This is a genomic window from Stenotrophomonas terrae, assembly GCF_001431465.1.
Lineage (GTDB): Bacteria > Pseudomonadota > Gammaproteobacteria > Xanthomonadales > Xanthomonadaceae > Stenotrophomonas > Stenotrophomonas terrae.
Genome location: NZ_LDJJ01000053.1, coordinates 25,122 through 49,860 on the forward strand (window position 1 = coordinate 25,122; position 24,739 = coordinate 49,860).

A 24,739-nucleotide genomic window follows, 5' to 3' on the forward strand; every position below is an offset into this window, starting at 1 on the left:
CACGGTGCGGTGGTGATCGCAAGGGGGCGGTAGGTGGGCAGCTGCGTTGCAGATTCCGGGGCGGGGGCTCCGGAAGCATGCGCACCTAACGTATTGCGATGCACAAAAGAGGGAGGGGGAATGGCATTCATTTATGCCAAGACGGCCGCTGGCCGCCTGGAGATCGAGAACCGTGGCTTGAAGCTGGCACCGGCATTGCGCTCGGTGCTGTTGCTGGTGGACGGGCAGCGCGATGAGCGCGAATTGCAGCAGATGGCGCAGGGCCTGCGCGCGCCGGAGGACGTATTGCAGCAACTGGCTGCCCTGCAGCTGATCGACGCGGTTGCTGGCAGTGCCGAGAAAGCACCGGTATTGCCGGTGACCACGCAGTTGGGCGACGACCCGCTGCGCTACCAGCAGCTACGCGACTGGATGGCCGAATCGGTGCGCAAGCACCTGGGCCTGAAGGGCTATCTGATCCAGTTGAAGATCGACCGCAGCAAGACTGCCGTCAGCCTGGAACAACTGTGGCCGGAGCTGTCCACTGCGCTGGGCAAGGCCAAGAGCCCGGCGTTTGCCAGCCGCTGGTTGGAAGAAACGCGCGCACTGGTGGTGGGCTGATGCTGATGTGACCACCGCCCGCAAGGGCGGTGGCCAAGGCTGTGCGCAGGCTGCCGCGTTGCGTGGGCACTATGATGTGGGCTTGTCCTTCATTGGAGTGCCCTGCATGACGCAGGAAGACAGCGGTCAGATCAGCACCGCGGGTTGGGATGCAATCAACGCGGCCATGGCTGCGCTGTATCCGGGTCAGCAGCCGCGACATTTCGGCACCGTGCTGTCGCATACCCTGGGTGGCAACGATCCCCTGGATGGGATCAGCGTGTACTGGAGCGAAGCACCCCGTCCGCACTGGCATTACGTCAGCTACGGCTTTTCCGAGCTGTACGACAAGCAGAGCGACGATCCGCAGGAGAGCGGCTTCGGTTTTGAGCTGACTTTCCGCCTGGCCGCTGCGCCTGGTGAAAGCCAGCACGGCGAGCCGCCGGCCTGGCCGATGAACCTGATGCAGAATCTTGCGCGTTATGTGTTCAGCAGCGGCAACGTGTTCGAAGCAGGGCATCATCTCGATGCCAATGGTCCGATCGCGCTGGATACCGATACCCAGCTGCGGCATCTGGCATTCGTCGCCGATCCGCAGTTGCCGGCAATCGCTACCGGCAACGGGCGCTTGAATTTCCTGCAGCTGGTCGGACTGACCGATGACGAGATGGCAGCGGTAAAGCGCTGGTCCACGCTCGGTGTGTTGACGGTGATGGAACCGGCGATGCCGCTGTGGATCACCGAGCTGGGCCGCGATTCACTGCTGCGCGATCCGGCGCTGGCGGCGCAGCTGGAGGCAGGCAGTCAGCGTGAGGGCTCCAGCACCGGCATGTTGTTCGTGGAGACCCTGGATTGGCGCGTTGAGGGTGCGACCACCACGTTGGTGCTGGGCGCCGGCCAGGTGCCCAGCGTGCTGGAACTGTTGCCACTGCGCCTGCATCACGACAAGCCTCTGGTGGTGCTTGGCAAGGACAGGCAGTGGCGGTTTGAACCGGGCCGCATGGATGATCTGCAAACCGATGCCGACAGCGCACGCTGCGTGCTTTCCGATGCCACGTTGACCGCGTTGTTGGCTAGCGTGCGTGCCGAACGCGGTGTGTATCCCTTGCCGGGTGGAAAGTTGCAGATCGAAGTGCGGCCGACGCTGCTGCGCGATGGACAGGGCGGCGTGATCCGCGAGATTGGTTGATGGGCGCCATGAACAGTTCCCAGGAAGCACCAGTCAAAGACATGGGCGTTATCTGCAGCTTGGCAGAGCATCCGGATGGCTCATTGAGGGTGATCCTTGATGATGCGGCCAGGATGAACGGGGAGCCGGGCAGGTGGGCTTATAAAAATTTGTTCACGTTCAAGGATTACCCAGCAGGCGAGCTCAACGACCTTGCAGCGCTTTCTCAGGCTGAGCTGGCCGATTTCGGTTTCAACGTGCTGCTGCGCTTGCTTGCGAGCAACGGACTGATCCGCTGAATAATTATCCAAACCAAGCCCGCTTTGCAGGTTGGCTCAAGTATCGGATGGTTCGATTGCAGCGAACGATGCAAGGCGATTGCTGGTTTAGGTTGCTGGACTCGCTAGCGGCCATAGGATGCTGTGAGTCAAGCGCGGCGATGCTCAAACGGCGGTGGTGAGGGCGGGCGATGGCTATTGGCTGCCAGTGGCAATGAGAACTCGAACACCGCGCCTTGGCTGCTGTCCAGCAGCCGGATCTGGCGATGGTGCAGCTGCAGGATGCGGTGCACGATCAACAAGCCGAGGCCGCCGCTATCGGGGCGTTGGCTGCCCAGTGCAGCGGGCGTGTTGAACAGTCCGTCCCGGCGTTCCAGTGGAATGCCGGGGCCCGGGTCGGCAACGCGAACCACTACTTCATCATCCAGCGCACGCAACGATATGGTGATGCGGCCGCCTGCCGGGGTGTGGCGGATCGCGTTGTCCAGCAGGTTGGTCAGCACCCGCTCGATCAGCCCAAGGTCGGCCTCCACCGGCGGCAGCCCTGCGGGAATTTCCGCATCCAGGCGCTGCTGGCGCGACTGCGCGGCCAGTTCGAATTTCTGCAACACATCCTGCACCAGGTCCGGCAGCGAGAACGTCTGCAGCTCCAGCACCACGCCGCCATGTTCAAGCCGCGCCAGCTCGAACAAGGCCTGCGCAAGCCGGCCCACCTTGTGGCTCTGCGACAAGGCGATGGCCAGGTAACGCTGGCGCTCGTCGGCGCTGAGGCTGGCATCCTTGAGCGCCAGTGTTTCCAGATAGCCGTGCAGCGATGACAGCGGCGTGCGCAGGTCATGCGACAGGTTGGCGACCAGCTCGCGCCGCTGCAGGTCCTGCTGGCGCAGCTGCTGCCATTGCTCGCCGATGCGTTGGCCCAGATGGGCGAAGCTGTGTTGCAGGATGCTCAGTTCATCGCGTTCGCCGGCCCGCAATGGCGTCGGCGGCAAGGGCAGCTGCGGGTCGCCGCTGTCCACATCGAATGACTGGATGCGGCGGGTCAGCTGGCGCAGTGGCCGGGTGACCCAGCGGAAGGCGATCAGGCCAGCGAGCAGGCCGAATACCGCCACGATCGCCAATGACCACAGCGTGTTGCGCACGGTGGCATTGGCGGCGATATCGGCGGCCAGTGCTTCGCGTTGCTCGCCCACCAGCACCACATAGATGTAGCCGACCTGGCGGCCCTGCACCCACAGCGGTGCGGCGTTGAAGACCTTGCGGCCACTGCTGCTGCGCGGGTCGTCGCCGAAGATCGGCAAGCTGTCGCCGGCCAGCAGCGCGTGCACCGGCGCCAGATCAACCCGATCTCGCTTGAGATGCCCCTCCGGTGCATCGTGGCCGAGGATGCGGCCGGCATCGTCGAGCAGGTAGACCTCGACGCTGGGGTTGACCGACATCAGCTTGCCGAACAGCGCGCGTACTTCGCGATCGCGGATGCCACGCGCATCCATCAGTTCACCGCTGCGCGCGATGTGCTCGGCCAGCCCGCGCGACAGGCGCTGCACGGTTTCCTGCTCATGCATGCGGTTGCTGCGCATCTGCAGCCAGGCCAGCGCGCCACAGCAGATCAGCAGCAACGCGCAGAACACCAGCGACAGACGTTGCGAGAGGGTCAGCCGGATCATGCCGGGCTCCCGCCAGCGGCGGCCAGTTTGTAGCCACGTCCCCATACGGTGAGGATGCGCGTCGGCAGTGCCGGGTCATGCTCTATCTTGTTGCGCAGGCGATTGATGTGGGTGTTGACGGTGTGCTCGTAGCCATCGTGTTGATGGCCCCAGACCTGGTTGAGCAGCTCCATCCGCGAGTAGACCTGGTCGGGGTGGCGGGCGAAGAAGTACAGCAGGTCGAATTCGCGCGGGGTGAGTTCCAGCGGGCGTGCATCAACCTGCGCGGTGCGTGCGACCGGATCGATGCGCAGGCCGGCCACGTCGATCGCGCCGGCATCGATGCGCGCGTTCTGCGCCATCGCTTCCACGCGCCGCAGCAAGGCCTTCACCCGCGCCACCAGTTCCAGCATCGAGAACGGCTTGGCCAGGTAGTCGTCGGCGCCCAGTTCCAGGCCGAGGATGCGGTGCAGCTCGCTGGCCCGTGCGCTGGTGATGATGATCGGCGTGTAGCGGGTCATCGCGCGCGCGCGGCGGCAGATTTCCAGGCCATCCACGCCGGGCAGCATCAGGTCCAGTACCAGTGCATCCCACTGTCCGCTTTCGAGCAGGCGCACGCCCTCATCGCCGCCGGCGGCATGGCTGACCTCGTAGCCCTCGTCGCGCAGATGCATGCGCAGCAGGTTGGCGATATGCACATCGTCTTCGACGATCAGGATGCGTTTTGTGCTGCTCATCGATGCCTGCGGCCGGCTCGGGTGGATGGCTGGCATTGTCCTTGGAAGGGCGCGCCGATGTGTCACGAAGAATTTAACTCTGCGTGAGGATTCGTTGACCGGGGCAGGCGCAGCATGGCGACATCGTCCCTGGCTGGAGACCGCTCATGAGCCTCACCCGTCGCAGGTTGCTTGGTATCGGTAGCATGGCGGCCGCAGCCGGCGTACTGGGGCTGACCGCCTGCAATGGCCCGGCCCCGGCCGCACCAGCGCGTTCGGCCGTGTTCGAAGTGATGCGCAGCGACGCGCAGTGGCGCCAGCAGCTCAGCCCCGCGCAGTACGCGGTGCTGCGCCAGCAGGGCACCGAGCGGGCGTTCAGCAGCCCGCTCAATGCGGAACACCGCCGCGGCACCTTCAACTGTGCCGGCTGTGCGCTGCCGTTGTTTTCCTCGGCGACCAAGTTCGACAGCGGCACCGGTTGGCCCAGCTTCTGGGCGCCGCTGCACGACGCGGTGGGCGAGGACCGTGACAGCAGCTTCGGCATGCTGCGGGTGGCCGTGCACTGCCGGCGCTGCGGCGGCCATCTGGGTCATGTATTCGAAGACGGCCCACGCCCGACCGGCTTGCGTTACTGCATGAACGGCGTTGCCCTGCAGTTTGTCGCGGCCTGAGCCGCGTTTGATTCTTTCAAGAAGGATTCCTCCATGTTCCTGTTGGTACTGGCTTACCTCGGCGGCGTACTTACCCTGCTCAGCCCCTGCATCCTGCCGGTGCTGCCGTTCGTGTTCGCGCGTGCCGACCGGCCGTTCCTGCGCAGCGGCTTGCCCCTGCTGGTTGGCATGGCCTTGATGTTCGCGGTGGTTGCCAGCCTGGCGGCGGTGGGCAGCCAGTGGGTTGCGCAGGCCAACCAGATCGGGCGCTGGATCGCGCTGGTGGTGATGGCGCTATTCGCGCTTGCGCTGCTGTGGCCGGCGCTGGCCGACCGCCTGCTGGCGCCGCTGCAGCGCGCGGGTGCGCGGCTGGGTGCCGCGGCCGACGCGGGGCAGGGAGGCGTGCTGAGCTCGCTGCTGATCGGCGTAGCTACCGGCCTGCTGTGGGCGCCGTGCGCGGGGCCGATTCTGGGCCTGATCCTGACCGGGGCTGCCCTGCAGGGTGCCAATGTGGGTACCACCGGTTTGCTGCTGGCTTACGCGCTGGGTGCGGCGACCTCGCTGGCGCTGGCGGTGTGGATAGGCGGGCGCGTGTTCACCGCCTTGAAGCAGCGGCTGGGGGTGGGCGAGTGGATCCGGCGCGGGCTGGGTGTCGCGGCTCTGCTGGCGGTGGTGGCGATTGCGATGGGCTGGGATACCGGCCTGCTGACCCGGCTGTCGACGGTCAGCACGGCAAGGCTGGAGCAGCGGTTGCTGGACGTGCTGCCCACGCAGCAGCCGGCGGCAGGCGCGGCGATGATGATGTCCGCGGGTGATGCCGCCAACGGGGCGCTGCCGGTGGAAGGGCAGATGCCCTCGCTGGCCGGTGCCACCGGCTGGCTCAACAGTCCACCGCTGGATGCGCAGCAACTGCGTGGCAAGGTGGTGCTGGTCGATTTCTGGACCTACTCCTGCATCAACTGCCTGCGTGCCATGCCTTATGTGCGCGACTGGGCCGAGCGCTACAAGGCGCATGGGCTGGTGGTGATAGGCGTGCATGCGCCGGAGTTCGCCTTCGAGCGCAAGCTGGAAAATGTGCAGCGCGCGGTGGCCGAGCTGAAGGTCGATTACCCGGTGGCCATCGACAATGATTTTGCGATCTGGCGTGGTTTCAACAACCAGTATTGGCCGGCGCACTATTTCATCGACGCGCAGGGACGCATCCGCGCCCATCACTTCGGCGAAGGCAACTACGCGCAGTCCGAGCAGATCATCCGCCAGCTGCTGCGCGAGGCCGGCAACAGCCTGCCGGGTGATGCGGCACCTGCGATGCGCATGGAAGGCAGCGGGGTTGAGCGCCAGGCCGACATGGGCAGCCTGAAGTCCCCGGAAACCTATATCGGCCACGCCCGCGCCGAGCACTTCGCCTCGCCCGGCGGCCTGCAGCCCGGACGCGTCAGCGAGTACAGCTTGCCGGCGCAGTTGCAGCTCAACCAATGGGCGCTGGGTGGGCATTGGACGGTGGGTGCCGAGGATGCGCAGCTGGAGCAGGGCGGTGGCCGCGTTGCCTTCCGCTTCCATGCCCGTGACCTGCATCTGGTGCTGGCACCGCAGGATCCGGCACGGCCGGTGCGTTTCCGCGTGCGCATCGATGGCCAGGCCCCGCAGGCCGCAGCCGGCGCCGATGTGTCGGCGCAGGGCGAGGGCGTGGTGGATCAGAACCGCCTGTATCAGTTGATTCGTCAGGACGGCGACGTGCGCGAACGTACGTTCGAGATCGAGTTCCTCGACCCGGGTGTGCGCGCCTATGCCTTCACGTTTGGTTGAACACGGGAGCGCCGCAATGAAAATCAGCATGGACAAACTTGTTGCCTTCAGCATCGCCGCGCTGGTTGCGGGGCTGCTGGTGTTCTCGGTGTTCAGCCTGGACCGTTCGGCGCAGGCGGCACCGGTGGTGCAACGCGTGCCGGCCCCGACCGGCGCGGCCGATCTGCAGCAGGCCGGCGTCAAACAGGCGCGGGTGGTGTTTGCCGGCGGCTGTTTCTGGGGTGTGCAGGGTGTGTTCCAGCACATCAAGGGCGTGGACAACGCGGTGTCTGGCTACATCGGCGGCAGCACTGCCGATGCCAGCTATGCGCGGGTCAGTGGCGGTGGCACCGGCCATGCCGAAGCGGTGCAGGTGAGCTACGACCCCGCGCAGGTCAGCTACGGGCAGTTGTTGCAGGTGTTCTTCTCGGTGGTGCATGACCCCACCCAGCTCAACCGGCAGGGCCCGGACCATGGCAGCCAGTACCGCTCGGCCATCTACGCCGATGACGCCGCACAGCGCGATGCCGCCCGCGCCTATATCGCCCAACTGCAGCGCAGCGCGGTGTTTGCGGCGCCGCTGGTGACCCAGGTGGACGGCGGCAAGGCCTTCCATGCGGCCGAGGGCTATCACCAGAACTATCTGACACTGAACCCGGAGTCGGCCTATATCCGGATCAATGACCTGCCCAAGGTGGCTGCCTTGAAGCAGCAGTATCCGGCCTTGTACCGCGAGCAGCCGCGTCTGGTCATGACCTTGTCGGCGCGCTAGTTGCGGTGCCACCAGAACGCAACGGGCCGCCGGTCATGCAACCGGCGGCCCGTGTGTTGAAGCGCGAAACCTGGATCAGCTCAGTCCTTCGGCCGTCATTGCGGCCTGCACCGCCGGGTCGGCGCGCATGCGCTGCTCGAAGCGGTCCAATGCGTCCATGCCGGCCAGGTCGATCTTCAGGCCGCGCGCCCAGCGCAGGGTCACGAAGGTATAGGCATCGGCGATGGAGGCGCGCGGCGTGCCGCCCAGCCAGTCAACCTGGGCCAGACGGTCGTTGAGGCGCTGGTACAGGACCTTGAGCTTGCTGCGGGCATTGTCCTGGGTACGGGCGATGACGGCCTCGTCTTCCAGGTACTTGGTCGCGCCGAAGATCGGGAAGAAGGTCGGGTGCAGGTCGGCGTTGACGAAGGACAACCAGCGGTTGACCTCGGCGCGGGTGCGTGGGTCGCTGCCGCCGTCCAGGCCGGCGGCCGGTGCCTTGTCGCAGATGTAGTGCAGGATGGCGGCGTTCTGGGTCAGCACCCAGCCATCGTCTTCCAGCACCGGCACGGCGCCGGCCGGGTTCATCTTCAGGTATTCGGGCGACTTCATCGTGGCGTGATCCACGATCTGCACTTCGAACGGCAGGCCCGACCAGATCAGGGCGATATGGTCGGCCAGCGAACAGGCGCCGGGCTTGCTGTAGAGCTTCATCAGAGGGCTACCTCGGGGTGTTGAGACCCCGACATTATCGCCACAAGCGTGTTGCACAGTGTGCAGGCAGGTAGCAGACAGCTGGCGTGCCGCTGCGGCAGGCCTTCAGCCGGCTCAGGAAGCGCGTGGCTTCAGTGACTGCACCTTATAGAAGGTATGCCCGCCGATGGTTGCCACCTGGTAGGCATTGCGCCAGCTCGGGCTGGCGATGGCGTGGGCGGCAAAATGGCTGGCGCCGGGCACGATCTCCTTGCGCTGGCCATTGGGCAGGGCCCAGTTGCGCTCGGCGGCAAAGGCCACGTCGACGGCTTCGGCCCAGGCATCGTTGTTGCGCAGCTGGGTGCCGGGGGCGACCAGGGTCGGGGCGAACTGCTTGCGGGCGGTGACTACCTGGCACATCGAGTCACCCCACAGGCCACTGTCCAGCCGCCGCAGGGCGACTTCGGCCACGGCCTGCTGGCCGCGCAGGGTCTGGTCGCGGGCTTCCAGGTATACGGTCGTGCTCAGGCACAACGAATCGGCTGCGGGTTGCGGCAACATCTGCGACAACCAAAGAATCCAAGCCAGTTTCATAAATCTCCTTGCTCCGTGTGGGCCGCAGCCGACCTGCCTCCCTCGAGGGAGCCGGACAACACTGCGACTTGGCGTTATGGGGAGGCGGCCGTGGCATCGGGGCCGCCCCGTGGGCAGCCCCAATAGATTGTGGGAGGGCTGCGCCTTGCTCACCAGAACTGGTGGGTGAGCGGAAGTTGGCGCAAGTTAGGGGGCGAACACCAAACTCATCCTGAACGACCATTGTTGACATTCAGGTTTGTTGCCAGGGTCGGTTTTTGCCCGGGTACGCGCATTCAGGATTTTGCGGGCACACCGCTGGGGTGATTCGAGGCCGCGCTGATCAAGACTTTAGCGTTGAAATATTGCGAGATTCATCACGCTTTTTTTCGAGTTGCAGCCAGTGCGAGCGCATTGCCGCCGGCCGCATCGCTGGTCACTCTTCGGTCGAGATGCCGGCAACTTTTTGCCGACCACCCGTAGCCCGGGTAAGCGCAGCGCACCCGGGATGATCGGCCGACCTGGTTAGCGGAAAGACCACGACGCAATGCGTCCCGGGTGCGTTGCGCTTACCCGGGCTACGGTGCTGGTTTCCAGCTTCTGCTGCCTTGTTTAAAGAGCAGCAGCGACCCGGCTGCCCTGATCGATCGCGCGTTTGGCGTCCAGCTCGGCGGCGACATCGGCACCGCCGATGATGTGTACGCTGCGGCCGGCGGCCTGCAATGCATCGGCCAGTTCACGGCGCGGATTCTGGCCGGCGCAGACCACTACCGTGCCGACGTCGAGCAGTTGCTCCTGGCCGTCGATGCGGATGCGCAGGCCAGCGTCGTCCACGCCCAGGTATTCCACGCCGCCGAGCATCTTCACGCCCTTGGCCTTGAGCGTGGCGCGGTGGATCCAGCCGGTGGTCTTGCCGAGCTTGGCGCCGGGCTTGCCGGGGCTGCGCTGCAGCAGCCAGACCTTGCGGGCAGGCGCTTCGGGCTGCGGCTTGGCCAGCGCGCCACGGCTTTCAAAGCTGGTATCCACGCCCCATTCGGCCATCCAGCGGGCGGGGTCCAGCGCAGGCGAGGGGCCTTCGTGCACCAGGAACTCACCGACATCGAAGCCAATGCCGCCGGCGCCGATGATGGCCACCTTGTCGGCGGCCTTTACCCGTCCCAGCAATATGTCGAGGTAGCTGACCACCATCGGATGGTCGGCGCCGGCGAAGCTGACCTTGCGCGGGCTGATGCCGGTGGCTACCACTACTTCGTCGAACTCGGCCAGCGTGTTCACATCTGCTGGCGTGTCCAGTCGCACGCTGACCCCGGTTTCGGCCAGCTTGTGGCGGAAGTAGCGCAGGGTTTCGTGGAACTCCTCCTTGCCGGGGATGCGCTTGGCCACGTTGAACTGGCCGCCGATTTCCGAGGCTGCATCGAACAGGGTGACCTGGTGACCGCGCTCGGCCGCCACCGTGGCGCAGGCCAGGCCGGCCGGGCCTGCACCCACCACGGCCACGCGCTTGGCGGCGGTGGTCGGCTGATAGACCAGCTCGGTCTCGTGCGCGGCACGCGGGTTGACCAGGCAGCTGGCGCGCTTCTGCTGGAACACATGGTCCAGGCAGGCCTGGTTGCAGGCAATGCAGGTATTGATCGCCTCGGGCTTGCCGGCCTTGGCCTTGGCCGGCCACTGTGGGTCGGCCAGCAGCGGGCGGGCCAGCGACACCATGTCGGCGCCGCCGCCGGCGAGGATGCCCTCGGCCACGTCCGGCATGTTGATGCGGTTGGTGGCGATCAGCGGAATGCCGACGTGCGGCTTGAGCTTGGCGGTGACGCCGGCAAAGGCGGCGCGCGGTACCGAGGTGGCGATGGTGGGAATGCGCGCCTCGTGCCAGCCGATACCGGAGTTGATCAGGGTCGCGCCGGCCGCTTCGATGGCCTGCGCCTGCTGCACGATCTCCTGCCAGTTGCTGCCGTCCTCGACCAGGTCCACCAGCGACAGCCGGTAGATGATGATGAAGTCCGGGCCGCAGGCCTCACGGATGCGGCGCACGATCTCCACCGCAAAACGCATGCGCTTGGCCGCGTCACCGCCCCAGGCATCGCTGCGGCCATTGGTGCGCGGGGCGATGAATTCATTGATCAGATAGCCTTCCGAGCCCATCACCTCGACGCCGTCGTAGCCGGCATCGCGTGCGTATTTCGCGGCGCGGGCGTAGTCGGCGATATGCCGTTCGACGCCGCCGGCCGAAAGCGCGCGTGGGGTGAAGGGGTTGATCGGTGCCTTGCGCTTGGACGGGGCCACCTGCAGCGGGTGGTAGCCGTAGCGGCCGGCGTGCAGCAGTTGCAGGCAGATCTTGGCGCCGTGTGAATGCACCGCAGCGGTCACCTGGCGGTGGCGGCTGACTTCCCAGGGCCAGGACAGCTTGCTGCCGAACGGGGTCAGCCAGCCAACCACGTTGGGAGCGAAGCCGCCGGTCACCAGCAGGGCCGCACCGCCAGCCGCGCGCTCGCCGAAGTAGGCAGCCAGCTTGGGGAAGCCGCGGGCATGGTCTTCCAGCCCGGTATGCATCGAGCCCATCAGGATGCGGTTGCGCAGCTGGGTGTAGCCCAGATCCAGCGGGGCGAACAGATGCGGGTAGGCGGTGTCGGTGGCTGGCGTCATGCTGGATACGCTTGCGTATGGAATGGCCCATTCTGACTGGCAATCGCGCTGGCCTCAATCCTTGCACTTGCCGCCATGGCATGGCCGTGCAGCAATTGGATTACAGCGTCATTACAATGCGCCTCCGCCGCCCGGCAACGGATTGTCTGTAGTGGGATATCCATGTCTGTAACACCCTCCAATACTCTTGCTGTAAATCGCACAGCGCGCCTGTTGCCACGTTTGTGGTTGCTGGTGGCGGGCATGGTCATTCTGGGTGGGCTGGCACGCCTGTTCATGTGGTGGGATTACGCCGGCGCCGAACGTGGCCTGGCGCTGTTGTGGCCGGCGCTGGGACGCGGGCTGCGCTATGACCTGGTTGCCGGCGCAATCGGCGCCAGCCTGATTGGCCTGCTGATGGTGCCGGTATGGCTCAGTGGCCGGCGTGAATTGGCGATAAGGCTGGCGCAATGGCTGTCCTTGGCCCTGCTGATGCTGTTTGCCGTGCTTTCGATCTGCGAACACTTCTATTACGGGTTCTACAAGACGCGCTTCGATCCCATCGTGTTCGGCATGTTCGAGGACGATACCGGCGCGATTCTGGAGACGGTCTGGGACGACTACCCGGTTGTCTGGGGTGTGCTGGGCTTGCTGCTGGTGGGCGGCGCGCTGCGTTGGCTCATACCGCGCGCAGGTGGCTGGTTGGCAGTGCGTTGGCCGCGCGCTTCCGGGGCCTGGGGGCGGGCGTTGTTGCTGGTGCTGCAATGCGTGCTGCTGCTGTTGCTGGCGCGCGGCAGTGTCGGCAGTTTTCCGTTGATCCGACGGGATGTGACCGTCTCGGCCGATCCCTTCGTCAATGCGCTGGTGCTGAATGCGCCGCTGACGTTGTACCGCGCCGCGCGCACCCGCGCCAACGAGACCGAGATCAGCCAGGACCCCACGGTGGGCTTGAAGAGGCTGGGGTTTGCCGACCTTGCCGATGCTGCCAAGGCCGCCGGGCTGGGTTCGGCCGATCCACAGCACATCGAGGCGGCGTTGTTCGCGCAGGCACCGGGGCAGCCGCGCGCGCTGGCACAGTCACCGCACGTGGTGCTGGGCCTGCTGGAGTCGTTCGGGCAGGACCTGCTGTACGCCGATGGCCCCGGCAACGACATGCTCGGCCGCCTGCGTGGCGAACTGCCTACCGGGCAGCGTTTCGAGAATTTCATCGCAGGTCAGAACGGTACTCATCCGACCCTGGAGAACCTGTTGCTGGGTACGCCGATCACACCGCTTACGCGCGGGCGCAATGCGCGGCTGGGGTTTGATACCGCCGCCGCGCTGCCGTTCCAGCGGGCGGGTTACCGCACCGTGTTCGTCTACGGCGGTGGCAGCGATTGGCGCGATATCGGCACCGCGCTGACCCACCAGGGCTTTGACCGGGTCTATGATGCGCGCGATATCAAACAGCGGTTTGGCAAGGCCCGCGGTACCGAGTGGGGGCTGTATGACGGCTGGCTGTTCCAGTTTGCGCAGGAGCTGCTGGCCCAGGCCGATGCCCGTGGCGAACGTCTGTTCCTGGTACTGCTGACCACCAGCAATCATCCGCCGCATACGCTGGACACGCCACGCCACGAGTACCCGCTGGACCCCGCCGCATTGGGACCACGCGCGCTGGCCGATCCCGAGCAACTGCGGATGATGTTGGCCACCTATCAATACCAGGCCGATGAGCTGGGCGGCTTCCTGCAGCAGTTGCGCGAGCAGCCGTTGGGTGAGCGCACCATCGTGGCGATGTCCGGCGATCACAATCTGCGTTCGCATTACCGCTACGACCTGCCGGCCGAGCAGGTGGACGTGGATCGCGTGTTTGCCTGGATGCGGGTGCCAGCGGCCTATGCGCCCAGTACCAGCGCCCCGGATACCACCGCCTTTGCCGGCCATGCGGATCTGGTGCCGACACTGGTGGAACTGGCCTTGCCGGGGCAGCGTTATTTCGCCACCGGCCGCAACCTCTGGCAGCCGGCGCCCGATGGCGGCCAGGCCTTGGCCCAGTTTGATCGCCTGTATACGCACGCCGGCCTGCTGTTGCCCTTGGACAAGCCGCAGCTGCACCGCTGGCGCGATTCGCGCCATCTGCAGGTGCAGGGAGTTGCGCCTGATGCAGCCAATGCGGCGCAGGCCCATCGGGCCGCCGCTTGGGTCGCCCTGCGCGACTGGCACATCCGGCAGCAGGTCGTGCGCAGGCGAGGCTGAGTAGCGCAGGCCACCGGGGCCGGTGGCTCAGCTGCCCGGCGCGGCCACAACCGCTCGCCGCTGCCGATCGAACAAGGGCAGGGTGATGCCGCACAGCGGCCCGATCAGCAGGGCGAAGGCCAGCGTGCCCCAGCCGACATTGCCGCCCAGCAACCAGCCCACTGCCAGTGCGCTGGCTTCAATCAGGCTGCGTACCTTCCATATCGGCCAGCCGGTACGGGCGTGCAGGCCGGTCATCAGCCCGTCGCGTGGCCCTGGCCCAAAGCGCGCGCCGATATACAGCCCGGTGGCGACGGCCATCAGCAGCAAACCGCCTGCAAACAACGGCAGCTGCCATTGCAGTCCATGCGCGGGCGGCAGCAGGTTCAGACCGAGCTGGGCGCTGGGGCCGATCAGCAGCACGTTGAGCACGGTGCCCAGCCCGGGCTTCTGGCGCAGCGGCAACCACATCAGCAGCACACAGACCCCGACGATATTGGTGACCAGGCCGAAGCCCCAGCCGCTGCGCAGAGCGATGCCCTGGCTCAATACATCCCAGGGCGCGATGCCGATGCCGGCACGGATCATCAGTGAAGAGGCGATACCAAACAGGAACAGGCCCAGCAGCAACTGCAGCAGGCGTGAGACAAGGTTCAAGGACGGCATGACGGGCTGGTCGAGTTGGCAGGGAAGAGGCCGGCGCGCCGTCGTCGGTAGGCACGACGGCGCGATTCAGGCGTGCGGGAGCAGTCAGTCCCAGCCTTGCAGGGCCAGCTTGCCGATGCTGCGGCCAGCTTCCAGCTGGCGGTGGGCCTGGCGCAGATTGGTGGCATTGATCGTGCCCAGGCGCTGGGTCAGGGTGGTGCGCAGTTCGCCGGCGTCGATCAGGCTGGCCGCGCGGGTCAGGATGCGGTGCTGCTCGATCATGTCGGCGGTGCGGAAGCGGGCGCGGGTGAACATGAATTCCCAGTGGATGCCGATGCATTTGGCTTTATAGGGATCACCGATGCGCAGCTCGCTGGCCGGTTCCACGATCAGCCCGACATGGCCCTGCGGGGCCAGCAGCTCGCCCAGCTGTTGCCAGTACAGGTCGGTATTGGCCAGGTTGAGCGCGGCGTCCACGGCGTGGATGTCCAGCGCCTGCAGCTGTGCTGCCAGCGGTTGGCGGTGATCGATGACATGGCTGGCGCCCATCTGCAGGCACCACTGCGCGCTCTCCGGGCGGGAGGCGGTTGCCACCACGGTGAAGCCGGCATGTTGCGCGAGCTGGATGGCCATCGAGCCGACGCCGCCGGCGCCGCCGATCACCAATAGGGTTTTGCCAACATGGCGGCGCCCATCCAGCTGATAGGGCATGCGCTGGAACAGCAGCTCCCAGGCGGTGAGGGTAGTCAGCGGCAAGGCGGCGGCTTCGGCGAAGTCCAGGGTGGTCGGTTTGCGCCCGACCAGGCGCTCATCCACCAGTTGCAGCTGTGCATTGCAGCCGGGGCGGGTGACGTCGCCGGCGTAATAGACCTCATCACCCACCTCGAAGGCGGTGACCTGCGGGCCAACCGCGACCACCGTACCCGCCGCATCAAAGCCCAATACCCGCGGTGGGTTTTCTTCGCCGGGTTTCGGGCCCCGCAGTTTGGTGTCCACTGGGTTGATCGAGACAGCCTGGATCTGAACCAGCAGGTCCTGTCCTTGCGGTGGCGCCGGTGCGGGCAGGTCCAGATCAAGCAGCGCGTCCGCTTCATCGATCGGGAGATAGCGGGTCAGGCCGATTGCTTTCATGCGGAAAAGTTCCGTAACGGGGGAGCAAAATCATCATACCCAGCAAACGGTTCAGCTGGCGCTAACCGGCGGTGCAAGCCCCGTTTATTAAGGGTTTGTCATATAAAACCAGCTGCGCTGCAGCAATTTACCGGGAAGCCTTGCGACAGCTCACTCTTGCGTCCTTTGATCAAGCTGTATACGTTGCGCCAAGCCGGACATGTAGAGGTCTGGTGGTCGCGTCATTTGTTATAAGGCTGTTAACATCGTCTTCACGGCCAAGCGCATAATGTGCACCGCGATGGCGTGAGGAAACGGCCGTCTCTGAACGCGACGAAGATTATCGCTGTGCTGGACCATGCCTCTACCGGTTTCATACCCCCGAAACAAGGAGCTGTATTTCATGAACAAGAAGATCCTTACTGCCGCGCTGCTGGGTGGTCTGGCTTTTGCCCAGGCCGCTTCGGCACAGGAATTTGACGACCGCTGGTACCTGACCGGTTCGGCCGGCTTCAACTTCCAGGACGGCGATCGTGGCACCAACGACGCTCCGTTCGCCACGCTGGGTCTGGGCAAGTTCATCAGCCCGAACTGGTCGCTGGACGGCGAGCTGAACTATCAGAACCCGAACTTCGACGCCAACCAGGATCAGAACTGGTCGCAGTACGGCGTTTCGCTGGACCTGCGTCGCCACTTCATCCAGGAAGGCCGTGGCTGGAACCCGTACCTGCTCGCAGGTCTGGGCTACCAGAAGGCCGAAGAGGAATACCACCAGACCAACGGTCAGCTGGCTGATCGCAAGGACGGCAACCTGGCTGCCAAGGTCGGCGTCGGTCTGCAGACCACGTTCGAAAAGCGCGTCGCCGTGCGTGCCGAACTGGCCTACCGCGCTGACTTCGACGACCAGTCGATCCGCGAGTACAGCAACGATTCCAAGAACCAGGATTGGTTCGGCGACGTGCTGGCTTCGGTCGGTGTCGTGATTCCGCTGGGCCCGGCTCCGATGGCTGCTGTTGCTCCGGCACCGGCTCCGGTTGCTCCGAGCTGCGCAGACCTGGATGACGACGGTGACGGCGTCAACAACTGCGACGACAAGTGCCCGACCTCGCAGCCTGGCCAGACCATTGGTCCGGACGGTTGCCCGGTTCCGGTCTCGATCGATCTGAAGGGCGTCAACTTCGATTTCGACAAGGCTACCCTGCGTCCGGATGCTGTCTCGATCCTGAGCGAAGCCACCGAGATCCTGAAGCGTTACCCGGATCTGCGCGTTGAAGTTGCCGGTCACACCGACTCGAAGGGTACCGACGCTTACAACCAGAAGCTGTCCGAGCGCCGCGCCAAGACTGTGTACGACTACCTGACCACCAATGGTGTGTCGGCGTCGCGCCTGCAGGGCCCGATCGGCTACGGCGAGAGCCGTCCGATTGCTCCGAACACCAACCCGGATGGTTCGGACAACCCGGAAGGTCGTGCAAAGAACCGTCGTACCGAGCTGAACGTCCAGAACTAATCTGACGTTTCGGTTTCAGTACTTCGCTTCATGACAAGGCCCGGCATCTGCCGGGCCTTGTTTTTTTTGTGCCTGGCGCTTTTCCAGCGCCGGATTTATGTGACGTCGGCGCGCAATCGCAGCTTGCGCGCATATAACGGTTGAAAGCATTGCGGGTGCTGCCTACACTCGCCGCGTTATCTTGCCGAATGGAAATCCAATGCTGCGTATCGCTCTGGCTGGTCTTGTCGCCCTGGCATCTGTACCTGCCGCCCATGCAGCCGTGGATTGTTCGGCCACTGCAGTGACGCCTGCGCCGCTGGCGACCTCGCTTATCGCACCGGTGGCCTCCGAGCTGTATGTGCGCCCGGGTCAGCTGGGCATGCCGTCCGGTGTATTGAGCTCGGCCGGTAGTGATGAGCAGTCGCTGGACCGCGTGTTGATGCGCCTGCGCGTGGAAAGCTGCAACAACGTCGCCAGCGCCATCCCGGCGCGCCCGGCAATCAACGCCAATGATCCGGCCGCCTACAAGCCGCAGACCGAGTTCGACAACACGCCGTGGCGTTTTGACATGAGCCAGAACGGCAAGCGCATGACCGCCGAGGAATTCGACGCCTGGATGAAGGCGCGTGGCGTGCGCGTGGTCAAGGCCCGTCCGGTGGCCGTGGATCCGGCCGCAGCACCTGCCGCCGCGCAGCCGGCTACCGAGGTCAAGTAAGGCGGCACTGGCCGCCCTGAACCGCAATGGCGTCGTCCAAGCCTCCGCGTCACCCGCACGCCCGCCGCGCAACGCCCGGCGGGCGTTTGCTTTCGCGCACGCCCAGCCGCGCCGCAGCTGCTGCCAAGCTGGCGCCGGCGGGGCAGCGGCATGGTCTTGCGCGGGTACTATCCAAGGCGGGGGTGTGTTCGCGCACCGAGGCCGCGCGGCGGGTGCTCGATGGTCGCGTCAGCGTGGATGGCAGGGTGGTGCGTGACCCTGAATTTCCGGTGGTTGCCGGTCGCCAGAAGGTGTTGCTGGATGGGCTGCCGCTGACCGCGCCGCGGCGCCTGTACCTGGCCTTGAACAAACCGCGCGGTCTGCTGACCACGGTGCAGGACGAGCACGGCCGCGACACTGTCTACCAGTGCTTTGAAGGTGCCGGGCTGCCGTGGATGGCGCCGGTTGGCCGCCTGGACAAGGCCAGCGAAGGCCTGCTGTTCTTCAGCAATGATCCGGAATGGGCGGCGCGGCTTACCGAGCCCAGCACTGGCCCCTTGAAAACCTACCGGGTGCAGGTGGATGCTGTGCCTGATGCGGCGCTGCTGGAACGCATGCACGCAGGCATTGAAGATGAGGGCGAGCACCTGGCGGCGCACTCAGTGCAGTTGCTGCGCCATGGCGAGCGCACCGCGTGGCTGGAAGTGGTGCTGGATGAAGGCCGCAACCGCCATATCCGGCGGTTGCTCAAGGCCCTGGGCCTGGAGGTGCTGCGCCTGATGCGGGTGGCGATTGGGCCGGTGCCCTTGGGCGAACTCGGCAAGGGCCAATGGCGCGAATTGAGCGAGGCCGAGCTGAATGCGCTGCAGGTTGCCAGCAAAGTTCCGCATGCTACCGAACGTGACTAATTTCAATTAATTCAGGCAAATAGCTGGACTTGCTCAGGTCATGGATTAGACTGCGACTCTAATTCCTTGAGGTTATTGCCATGCAAGCTCTTTCCCGCGTCTCTGGCATCGTTCTCATGGCGGCTTCGGTTGCGGTATTGGCGGGCTGTGCGTCCTCGGGCAAGAAGACGGCAAAGAACGACGACAAGCCGATCGAAGTACGGGTGGAAACGCCGGTCGCCGACAAGGACGCGCTGGGCAATTACCGTTTCATGATGCAGCAGGGCGAGCAGAAGATGAGCGCCGATCAGTTCGACGCCTGGATGAAGGCCAATGGCATCCGCGTGGCCAAGGGCGCCGCAGCGCCAGCCCCGGCCAAGAAGAACTGAGAGCAGTACGTTGTTGTAGGAGCGGCGTAAGCCGCGAAGCTGGCAATCTCGAAATCACAGGTATGCCTGGGATCGGATCGGCCGGTTGCTTCGCGGCTTACGCCGCTCCTACACGATGCGATCCACCGGCAATGCACCGGTCGGTTGTACAAAACAAAACAGGCGCCTTTCGGCGCCTGTTTTCATTTCAATCCAAGGCCAATCCTCAGCCCTTGATCACACCCAGCTCCAGACCAATGCGGGTGAAGGCATCGATCGCGCGGTCCAGGTGGGCGCGGCTGTGGGCGGCGCTGATCTGGGTGCGGATGCGGGCCTGGCCCTTGGGTACCACCGGGAAGAAGAAGCCGATCGCGTAGATGCCTTCTTCCAGCAGGCGCTGGGCGAACTTCTGTGCCAGCGGTGCGTCATACAGCATCACCGGGCTGATCGGATGCACGCCCGGCTTCACGTCGAAACCGGCGGCGGTCATCTTCTCGCGGAAATAGGCGGTGTTCTCACGCAGCGTTTCACGCAGGTCATCAGCCGCAGCCAGCATCTCGAACGCCTTGATGCCGGCAGCCACCACGTGCGGCGGCAGCGAGTTGGAGAACAAGTAGGGGCGCGAACGCTGGCGCAGCAGTTCCACCACCTCGGCGCTGGCGCAGGTGAAACCGCCCAGTGCGCCGCCCATGGCCTTGCCCAGGGTGCCGGTGATGATGTCGATCCTGTCGAGCGCACCCTTCACTTCGGCCGAACCGCGACCGGTCGCGCCGAGGAAGCCGGTGGCATGGCATTCGTCGATATGCACCAGCGCGCCGTACTTCTTGGCCAGCGCGGTGATTTCATCGAGCGGGGCGATGAAGCCGTCCATCGAGAACACGCCATCGGTGGTGATCAGCTTGGTCTTGCAGCCGGCGGCATCGGCGGCCTGCAGCTGCGCTTCCAGGTCGGCCATGTCGCAGTTGGCGTAGCGGAAGCGCTTGGCCTTGCACAGGCGCACGCCGTCGATGATGGAGGCGTGGTTCAGCGCATCGGAAATGATGGCGTCGTTCTCACCCAGCAGCGGCTCGAACAGGCCGCCATTGGCGTCGAAGCAGGCCGCGTACAGGATGGTGTCGTCCTTGCCGAAGAACTCGGCAATCTGCTTTTCCAACTGCTTGTGCAGGTCCTGGGTGCCGCAGATGAAGCGCACCGAGGCCATGCCGAAGCCATGCGTGTCCAGCGCGTCCTTGGCCGCCTGGATCAGCTCCGGGTGGTCGGCCAGGCCCAGGTAGTTGTTGGCACAGAAATTCAGCACGGTGCGGCCGTCGTCCAGGGTGATCTCGGCCGACTGCGGGCTGGTGATGATGCGTTCGGACTTGAACAGCCCCTGCGCGCGGATGGCGTCCAGTTCCTCGGCGTAGTGCCGGGTCAGCGGGGAGGTGTTCGCGGTATCGGTCATGGCAGGGTCTTGCGGTGAAGAGGAACGCCAATTTTAGCCTTCCGCGTGTCCCGGCGCTGTCTTCATGCGCAAAGGCTATAAGCGCCACGGTCTAAGTCATTTCTCGGTAATGGGTGTGCACCCGCAGCATCGACTGCACACCCACCCACCAGGAGATACCGATGACCCATGCACGCCCCCCATTCACCCTGCCGACCAGGAAGCTGTTGTCCCTCAGCCTGGCCCTGGCGGCGTGTGGGGCGGGGTCATCGGCACAGGCCCAGCAACTCACCGTGGAACAACTGCAGGAACGTCTGCAACGGCTGGAGCGGCTGGCGGGGGTCAGTGATGGTGCAACTGAAGGCGTTGGCCTGACCGACCTGGACCAGCGCCTGCGCATCCTCGAGCGCCGCCTTGAGCTGCAGGAAGAAGAACGCGTAGCCGCGGCCAAGAGCGCACCCAAGATCACCGTCGACCAGAAGGGCGCTTCGTTCAAATCCGCCGACGGCAACTACGAGCTGAAGCTGCGCGGCCTGCTGCAGGGCGATGCGCGGGTGTTCATCGGCGGCGATGCCAACCAGAACGACACCTTCCTGCTGCGCACCGCACGGCCAACGCTGGAAGGCTCGCTGGGCAAGCTGGTGGCCTACCGCTTCACCCCGGAATTTGCCGGTGACAGTGCCAGCATCGTCGATGCCTACGCCGATCTGCGTTTCGATCCGGCCTATACGGTGCGGGTGGGCAAGTTCACCTCGCCGGTCGGCCTGGAACGCCTGCAGTCGTCATCGGCCCTGGTTGATGTCGAACGCGCATTGGCCAGCGAACTGGCGCCCAACCGCGACCTCGGCGTGCAGCTGCAGGGCGAAGTGGCCAAAGGAAAATTCAGCTATGCGCTGGGCGTGTTCAACGGCACGGTCGATGGCCGCGATGCGGTGACCAGCAACCCGGATGATGATTTCGAATATGCAGGCCGCGTGTTCTTCGAGCCGCTCAAGGGTAGCGACAGTGCCTGGGCCGGGCTGGGCTTTGGTCTGGGCGCCAGCAGCGGTGAAAAACACGGCAGCGGCAACAACTTCCTGCCGCGTTACCGCACGCCGGGTCAGGCTACCTTCTTCGCCTATAGAAGCACCGTGGCAGCCGATGGCGAGCACCGCCGCTGGTCACCGCAGGGCTGGTTCTACCGCAACGGCTTGGGCCTGCAGGCCGAGTACATCGCCTCGCAGCAGGAAGTGGCGCGCAATGGCGTCCGCAAGCAGCTGGACAACCGTGCCTGGCAGGCCACCGCCAGCTATGTGCTGACCGGTGAGGATGCCAGCTTCCGCGGTGTGACGCCGTCGCATCCATTTGGCATCAATGGCAGACACGGCGCGGTGGAATTGACTGCGCGATACGGCGAGCTGGAGATCGATGATGCCGCCTTCCCGTTCTATGCCGATCCCACGGTGTCGGCGTCCAAGGCGCGCTCCTGGACGCTGGGTGCCAACTGGTACCTGACCGCCAACCTGAAGCTGGCGACCAACTACCTGCAAACCCGTTTTGATGCGGCTTCCGCTGGCGCGAAGTTGCCTGACGAAAAAGCTGTTTTCTCGCGCCTGCAAGTTTCCTTCTGACGGAGAGCCCTCATGAAGCAATCACTTATTACCCGCATCGCCACCGCTGCACTGGCCTTCGGCCTGACCGTCACCGCCGGCGCCGCGTTCGCGCGCGACGTGCAGCTGCTCAATGTGTCCTACGACCCAACCCGCGAGCTGTACCGCGATTTCAACGCGGCCTTTGCCAAGCACTGGAAGGAAACCAAGGGCGACAACGTCACCATCGAGACCTCGCACGGCGGCTCCGGCAAGCAGGCCCGCGCGGTGATCGACGGCATCGAGGCCGACGTGGCGACGCTGGCCCTGGCCTACGACGTGGATGCCATCGCCGACAAGGCCAAGCTGCTGCCAGCCAACTGGGAAAGCCGCCTGCCGGACAACAGCGCGCCGTATACCTCGACCATCGTGTTCCTGGTGCGCAAGGGCAACCCCAAGGGGATCCGTGACTGGCCGGACCTGCTGCGCAGCGGTGTATCGGTGGTGACGCCGAACCCGAAGACCTCCGGCGGCGCGCGCTGGAACTATCTGGCCGCGTGGGCGTACGCCGATCACATCTTCAAGGGTGATCGCGACAAGATCCTGAACTACATGCGCGCGCTGTTCCGCAATGTGCCGGTGCTCGATACCGGTGCCCGCGGCGCCACCACCACCTTCGTCCAGCGTGGCATCGGTGACGTGCTGTTGGCCTGGGAGAACGAGGCCTTCCTCGCCCAGGAAGAACTGGGCCCGGACAAGTTCGAGATCGTGGTGCCGAAGCTGTCGATCCTGGCCGAACCGTCGGTGGCCTTGCTGGACCGCAACGTCGACCGCCACGGCACCCGCGATGTCGCCCAGGCCTATCTGCAATACCTGTACTCGCCCGAAGGCCAGCGCATTGCCGCGCGTCATTACTACCGCCCGCGTTCGCCGCAATACGCCGCGCCGGCCGACGTGGCGCGCTTCCCGCAGGTTGAGCTGGTCACCATTCGCAGTGCCTTTGGTTCGTGGGCGCGTGCGCAGTCCGAGCACTTCGCCGACGGCGGCGTTTTCGATCAGATCCAGGCGAGCAAGTAGGCCGTGTCAGCAAGCGCACAAACACTGCAAGCACGTGTGCGGGGCCAACGCCGGGTACTGCCCGGCTTTGGTCTTGGCATGGGCATCACCTTGTTCTGGTTGGGGCTGATCGTCCTGATCCCGTTGCTCGGCGTATTTCTGAAAGCAGCTGGGCTGGGCCTGGGCGGCATCTGGCAGATATGGACCGAGCCGCGCGTGCTGGCCGCATTGCGGCTGAGCTTTGGCACCGCGTTTGCGGCGGCCGCATTCAATACCGTGATGGGGACCTGGGTGGCGTGGGTGTTCGTGCGCTACAGCTTCCCCGGCCGGCGCCTGTTCGACGCGATGATCGACCTGCCGTTTGCTCTGCCGACCGCGGTGGCGGGTATCGCATTGACGGCCTTGTACGGCGGCCAGGGCTGGATTGGCCAATGGCTGGAACCGCTCGGCATCAAGGTTGCGTACACGCCGCTGGGCATCGTGGTGGCGCTGGTGTTTGTCGGCCTGCCGTTCGTGGTGCGGATCGTGCAGCCGGTGCTGGCCGAGGCTGAGCGCGAGTTCGAGGAGGCCTCGGCCACGCTTGGCGCTACACGCCTGCAGACCATCGTGCGGGTGGTACTGCCGACGCTGTGGCCGGCGATGCTGACCGGCTTTGCCTTGGCCTTCGCGCGTGGCGTGGGTGAGTACGGCTCGGTGATCTTCATCGCCGGCAACATGCCCAGCGTTACCGAGATCGCGCCCTTGCTGATCACCATCCGCCTGGAGGAGTTTGATTACGCCGGTGCCACCGCCATTGCCGGGGCGATGTTGCTGTTGTCGTTCGTGGTGCTGCTGCTGGTCAACAGCCTGCAGTCCTGGCTGCAACGCAGGGGGGCGCGATGAACGAGTTGTTGTCGGAGTTGCCAGTGGCCGTTGGCCGCAATGAACGCGCTGTCAGGTTCCAGCAGGTAACCAGCGAGCCGCGCTGGGTGCAGGTGCTGCTGATCCTCGGTGCGCTTGGTTTCCTGCTGTCGTTTCTATTGTTGCCGTTGCTGCTGGTATTCGCCGAAGCCCTGCGCGGTGGCCTGCACGCGTTCTGGGTGGCGATCAGCGACCCCGATGCCCTGTCCGCGATCCGCCTGACCTTGCTGGTGACCGCGGTTGTTGTCCCGTTGAATCTGATCTTCGGCGTGGCCGCTGCGTGGGTGGTCAGCAAGCACAGCTTCCCCGGCAAGCGCTGGTTGGTGACCCTGATCGACCTGCCGTTCTCGGTATCGCCGGTGGTGGCGGGCCTGGTCTTCATCCTGTTGTTCGGCCGCGATGGCTGGTTCTGGCCGCTGATCGAGGATGGGCTGCGCCTGCACCTGCCGGTGCTGGGTGAAACCCTGCTGCAGCTGCCACGCATCGTGTTCGCCATCCCCGGCATCGTATTGGCCACCGTGTTCGTGACCTTCCCGTTCATCGCGCGTGAGCTGATGCCGTTGATGGAACAGCAGGGCAGTGATGAAGAACTGGCCGCGCTGACCTTGGGCGCGAACGCCTGGCAGATGTTCTGGAAGGTGACCCTGCCCAACATCCGTTGGGGCCTGTTGTACGGCGTGCTGTTGTGCAGCGCGCGCGCGATGGGCGAGTTCGGCGCGGTGTCGGTGGTGTCCGGGCATATCCGCGGGCGCACCAATACGCTGCCGCTGCACGTTGAAATTCTCTACAACGAATATGCCTATAGCGCCGCGTTTGCCTGCGCCTCGCTGTTGGCGGTCACTGCCTTGCTGACGCTGGTGGTGAAATCTTTCCTGGAGTGGCGCCACGGTCAGTCGCTGGCCGCCGCGCATCGCCATTGAGGTCGAA

General features: G+C 65.1%; 23 protein-coding genes. 15 read left to right on the forward strand and 8 right to left on the reverse strand.

The features are described from left to right. Positions 1 to 120: 120 nt before the first annotated feature. The 3 genes from ABB27_RS15135 to ABB27_RS15145 all read left to right on the forward strand — a co-directional run bounded on the left by ABB27_RS15135 (position 121) and on the right by ABB27_RS15145 (position 2,046). Positions 121 to 600: a hypothetical protein gene (locus ABB27_RS15135; protein ID WP_057629619.1), complete on the forward strand. Its 480-nt coding sequence runs from the start codon at positions 121 to 123 to the stop codon at positions 598 to 600. Between the two features lie 106 nt (positions 601 to 706). Next, positions 707 to 1,768 (forward strand): suppressor of fused domain protein, encoded by a 1,062-nt coding sequence (locus tag ABB27_RS15140; protein WP_057629645.1) that lies wholly within the window; start codon positions 707 to 709, stop codon positions 1,766 to 1,768. 8 nt (positions 1,769 to 1,776) lie between these two features. After that, on the forward strand, positions 1,777 to 2,046 hold the full coding sequence (locus ABB27_RS15145; RefSeq protein ID WP_057629646.1) for a hypothetical protein: 270 nt from the start codon (positions 1,777 to 1,779) through the stop codon (positions 2,044 to 2,046). A gap of 128 nt (positions 2,047 to 2,174) precedes the next feature. Here the strand turns inward: ABB27_RS15145 and ABB27_RS15150 are convergent, their stop codons facing one another. Continuing rightward, positions 2,175 to 3,689, reverse strand: a complete 1,515-nt coding sequence (locus ABB27_RS15150; RefSeq protein ID WP_057629620.1) for a sensor histidine kinase — start codon at positions 3,687 to 3,689, stop codon at positions 2,175 to 2,177. After that, the gene (locus ABB27_RS15155; RefSeq protein ID WP_057629621.1) at positions 3,686 to 4,405 is read right to left on the reverse strand and encodes a response regulator transcription factor; all 720 of its coding nucleotides are present in this window, start codon (positions 4,403 to 4,405) and stop codon (positions 3,686 to 3,688) included. The genes ABB27_RS15150 and ABB27_RS15155 overlap by 4 nt, the downstream gene beginning before the upstream one ends. A gap of 146 nt (positions 4,406 to 4,551) precedes the next feature. On the opposite strand from ABB27_RS15155, the gene msrB reads away from it, so the two are divergent. From msrB to msrA, 3 genes are read left to right on the forward strand one after another with little or no spacing between them, the layout of a single operon-like run. Further along, the gene (msrB, locus tag ABB27_RS15160) at positions 4,552 to 5,055 is read left to right on the forward strand and encodes a peptide-methionine (R)-S-oxide reductase MsrB (protein ID WP_057629622.1); all 504 of its coding nucleotides are present in this window, start codon (positions 4,552 to 4,554) and stop codon (positions 5,053 to 5,055) included. 33 nt (positions 5,056 to 5,088) lie between these two features. Then, positions 5,089 to 6,840 carry a cytochrome c biogenesis protein DipZ gene (locus tag ABB27_RS15165; protein WP_057629623.1) on the forward strand — a complete coding sequence of 584 codons (1,752 nt, stop codon included), beginning with the start codon at positions 5,089 to 5,091 and terminating at the stop codon, positions 6,838 to 6,840. A 16-nt stretch (positions 6,841 to 6,856) separates the two neighbouring features. Beyond that, positions 6,857 to 7,591 (forward strand): peptide-methionine (S)-S-oxide reductase MsrA, encoded by a 735-nt coding sequence (gene msrA / locus ABB27_RS15170; protein WP_057629624.1) that lies wholly within the window; start codon positions 6,857 to 6,859, stop codon positions 7,589 to 7,591. A 75-nt stretch (positions 7,592 to 7,666) separates the two neighbouring features. Here msrA and ABB27_RS15175 read toward each other — a convergent pair whose 3' ends face one another. The 3 genes from ABB27_RS15175 to ABB27_RS15185 all read right to left on the reverse strand — a co-directional run bounded on the left by ABB27_RS15175 (position 7,667) and on the right by ABB27_RS15185 (position 11,479). Continuing rightward, complete coding sequence (locus ABB27_RS15175) at positions 7,667 to 8,284, reverse strand: glutathione S-transferase family protein (RefSeq protein ID WP_057629625.1); 618 nt, start codon at positions 8,282 to 8,284, stop codon at positions 7,667 to 7,669. 114 nt (positions 8,285 to 8,398) lie between these two features. Next, complete coding sequence (locus tag ABB27_RS15180; protein ID WP_057629626.1) at positions 8,399 to 8,857, reverse strand: cell wall hydrolase; 459 nt, start codon at positions 8,855 to 8,857, stop codon at positions 8,399 to 8,401. 591 nt (positions 8,858 to 9,448) lie between these two features. After that, complete coding sequence (locus ABB27_RS15185; protein ID WP_057629627.1) at positions 9,449 to 11,479, reverse strand: NADPH-dependent 2,4-dienoyl-CoA reductase; 2,031 nt, start codon at positions 11,477 to 11,479, stop codon at positions 9,449 to 9,451. Between the two features lie 243 nt (positions 11,480 to 11,722). Between ABB27_RS15185 and ABB27_RS15190 the strand changes: the two genes are divergently transcribed. Continuing rightward, on the forward strand, positions 11,723 to 13,693 hold the full coding sequence (locus ABB27_RS15190; protein WP_161809666.1) for an LTA synthase family protein: 1,971 nt from the start codon (positions 11,723 to 11,725) through the stop codon (positions 13,691 to 13,693). A gap of 27 nt (positions 13,694 to 13,720) precedes the next feature. Here the strand turns inward: ABB27_RS15190 and yczE are convergent, their stop codons facing one another. Together yczE and ABB27_RS15200 are read right to left on the reverse strand one after the other, a co-directional pair. After that, entirely contained in the window at positions 13,721 to 14,338 is a 618-nt protein-coding gene (yczE, locus tag ABB27_RS15195; RefSeq protein ID WP_057629629.1) for a membrane protein YczE, read from the reverse strand. Between the two features lie 84 nt (positions 14,339 to 14,422). Beyond that, positions 14,423 to 15,448: a zinc-binding alcohol dehydrogenase family protein gene (locus ABB27_RS15200; protein WP_057629630.1), complete on the reverse strand. Its 1,026-nt coding sequence runs from the start codon at positions 15,446 to 15,448 to the stop codon at positions 14,423 to 14,425. 382 nt (positions 15,449 to 15,830) lie between these two features. Here ABB27_RS15200 and ABB27_RS15205 point away from each other — a divergent pair, with 382 nt between their 5' ends. The 4 genes from ABB27_RS15205 to ABB27_RS20065 all read left to right on the forward strand — a co-directional run bounded on the left by ABB27_RS15205 (position 15,831) and on the right by ABB27_RS20065 (position 18,889). After that, positions 15,831 to 16,937 carry an OmpA family protein gene (locus ABB27_RS15205; protein WP_057629631.1) on the forward strand — a complete coding sequence of 369 codons (1,107 nt, stop codon included), beginning with the start codon at positions 15,831 to 15,833 and terminating at the stop codon, positions 16,935 to 16,937. A 199-nt stretch (positions 16,938 to 17,136) separates the two neighbouring features. Continuing rightward, complete coding sequence (locus ABB27_RS15210; protein WP_057629632.1) at positions 17,137 to 17,634, forward strand: hypothetical protein; 498 nt, start codon at positions 17,137 to 17,139, stop codon at positions 17,632 to 17,634. 26 nt (positions 17,635 to 17,660) lie between these two features. Next, on the forward strand, positions 17,661 to 18,521 hold the full coding sequence (locus ABB27_RS15215) for a pseudouridine synthase (protein WP_083491341.1): 861 nt from the start codon (positions 17,661 to 17,663) through the stop codon (positions 18,519 to 18,521). Between the two features lie 80 nt (positions 18,522 to 18,601). Continuing rightward, positions 18,602 to 18,889 carry a hypothetical protein gene (locus tag ABB27_RS20065; protein ID WP_152984618.1) on the forward strand — a complete coding sequence of 96 codons (288 nt, stop codon included), beginning with the start codon at positions 18,602 to 18,604 and terminating at the stop codon, positions 18,887 to 18,889. 205 nt (positions 18,890 to 19,094) lie between these two features. On the opposite strand, the gene kbl is transcribed toward ABB27_RS20065, so the two are convergent. Continuing rightward, positions 19,095 to 20,309, reverse strand: a complete 1,215-nt coding sequence (gene kbl / locus ABB27_RS15225) for a glycine C-acetyltransferase (RefSeq protein ID WP_057629634.1) — start codon at positions 20,307 to 20,309, stop codon at positions 19,095 to 19,097. 161 nt (positions 20,310 to 20,470) lie between these two features. Here kbl and ABB27_RS15230 point away from each other — a divergent pair, with 161 nt between their 5' ends. From ABB27_RS15230 to cysW, 4 genes are read left to right on the forward strand one after another with little or no spacing between them, the layout of a single operon-like run. Further along, on the forward strand, positions 20,471 to 21,898 hold the full coding sequence (locus tag ABB27_RS15230; protein ID WP_057629635.1) for an OprO/OprP family phosphate-selective porin: 1,428 nt from the start codon (positions 20,471 to 20,473) through the stop codon (positions 21,896 to 21,898). A 12-nt stretch (positions 21,899 to 21,910) separates the two neighbouring features. Beyond that, a complete protein-coding gene (locus tag ABB27_RS15235) occupies positions 21,911 to 22,933 on the forward strand; it encodes a sulfate ABC transporter substrate-binding protein (RefSeq protein ID WP_057629636.1) in 1,023 nt (340 codons plus the stop codon). A gap of 36 nt (positions 22,934 to 22,969) precedes the next feature. Continuing rightward, positions 22,970 to 23,794 carry a sulfate ABC transporter permease subunit CysT gene (cysT, locus tag ABB27_RS15240; protein ID WP_275452872.1) on the forward strand — a complete coding sequence of 275 codons (825 nt, stop codon included), beginning with the start codon at positions 22,970 to 22,972 and terminating at the stop codon, positions 23,792 to 23,794. Then, positions 23,791 to 24,732: a sulfate ABC transporter permease subunit CysW gene (cysW, locus tag ABB27_RS15245; RefSeq protein WP_057629637.1), complete on the forward strand. Its 942-nt coding sequence runs from the start codon at positions 23,791 to 23,793 to the stop codon at positions 24,730 to 24,732. The genes cysT and cysW overlap by 4 nt, the downstream gene beginning before the upstream one ends. Positions 24,733 to 24,739 lie beyond the last annotated feature (7 nt).

Bases quoted from the DNA above. Each gene is read 5' to 3' on its own strand.
- ABB27_RS15190 (WP_161809666.1), top strand. From the start codon at position 11,723: ATGGTCATTCTGGGTGGGCTGGCACGCCTGTTCATGTGGTGGGATTAC.
- ABB27_RS15145 (WP_057629646.1), top strand. From the start codon at position 1,777: ATGAACAGTTCCCAGGAAGCACCAGTCAAAGACATGGGCGTTATCTGC.
- ABB27_RS15215 (WP_083491341.1), top strand. From the start codon at position 17,661: ATGGCGTCGTCCAAGCCTCCGCGTCACCCGCACGCCCGCCGCGCAACG.
- ABB27_RS15185 (WP_057629627.1), bottom strand. From the start codon at position 11,479: ATGACGCCAGCCACCGACACCGCCTACCCGCATCTGTTCGCCCCGCTG.
- ABB27_RS15205 (WP_057629631.1), top strand. From the start codon at position 15,831: ATGAACAAGAAGATCCTTACTGCCGCGCTGCTGGGTGGTCTGGCTTTT.
- ABB27_RS15230 (WP_057629635.1), top strand. From the start codon at position 20,471: ATGACCCATGCACGCCCCCCATTCACCCTGCCGACCAGGAAGCTGTTG.
- msrB (WP_057629622.1), top strand. From the start codon at position 4,552: ATGAGCCTCACCCGTCGCAGGTTGCTTGGTATCGGTAGCATGGCGGCC.
- ABB27_RS15150 (WP_057629620.1), bottom strand. From the start codon at position 3,689: ATGATCCGGCTGACCCTCTCGCAACGTCTGTCGCTGGTGTTCTGCGCG.
- yczE (WP_057629629.1), bottom strand. From the start codon at position 14,338: ATGCCGTCCTTGAACCTTGTCTCACGCCTGCTGCAGTTGCTGCTGGGC.
- ABB27_RS15235 (WP_057629636.1), top strand. From the start codon at position 21,911: ATGAAGCAATCACTTATTACCCGCATCGCCACCGCTGCACTGGCCTTC.
- ABB27_RS15200 (WP_057629630.1), bottom strand. From the start codon at position 15,448: ATGAAAGCAATCGGCCTGACCCGCTATCTCCCGATCGATGAAGCGGAC.
- ABB27_RS15155 (WP_057629621.1), bottom strand. From the start codon at position 4,405: ATGAGCAGCACAAAACGCATCCTGATCGTCGAAGACGATGTGCATATC.
- kbl (WP_057629634.1), bottom strand. From the start codon at position 20,309: ATGACCGATACCGCGAACACCTCCCCGCTGACCCGGCACTACGCCGAG.
- ABB27_RS15140 (WP_057629645.1), top strand. From the start codon at position 707: ATGACGCAGGAAGACAGCGGTCAGATCAGCACCGCGGGTTGGGATGCA.
- cysW (WP_057629637.1), top strand. From the start codon at position 23,791: ATGAACGAGTTGTTGTCGGAGTTGCCAGTGGCCGTTGGCCGCAATGAA.
- msrA (WP_057629624.1), top strand. From the start codon at position 6,857: ATGAAAATCAGCATGGACAAACTTGTTGCCTTCAGCATCGCCGCGCTG.
- ABB27_RS15180 (WP_057629626.1), bottom strand. From the start codon at position 8,857: ATGAAACTGGCTTGGATTCTTTGGTTGTCGCAGATGTTGCCGCAACCC.
- ABB27_RS15165 (WP_057629623.1), top strand. From the start codon at position 5,089: ATGTTCCTGTTGGTACTGGCTTACCTCGGCGGCGTACTTACCCTGCTC.
- ABB27_RS15210 (WP_057629632.1), top strand. From the start codon at position 17,137: ATGCTGCGTATCGCTCTGGCTGGTCTTGTCGCCCTGGCATCTGTACCT.
- ABB27_RS15175 (WP_057629625.1), bottom strand. From the start codon at position 8,284: ATGAAGCTCTACAGCAAGCCCGGCGCCTGTTCGCTGGCCGACCATATC.
- ABB27_RS20065 (WP_152984618.1), top strand. From the start codon at position 18,602: ATGCAAGCTCTTTCCCGCGTCTCTGGCATCGTTCTCATGGCGGCTTCG.
- ABB27_RS15135 (WP_057629619.1), top strand. From the start codon at position 121: ATGGCATTCATTTATGCCAAGACGGCCGCTGGCCGCCTGGAGATCGAG.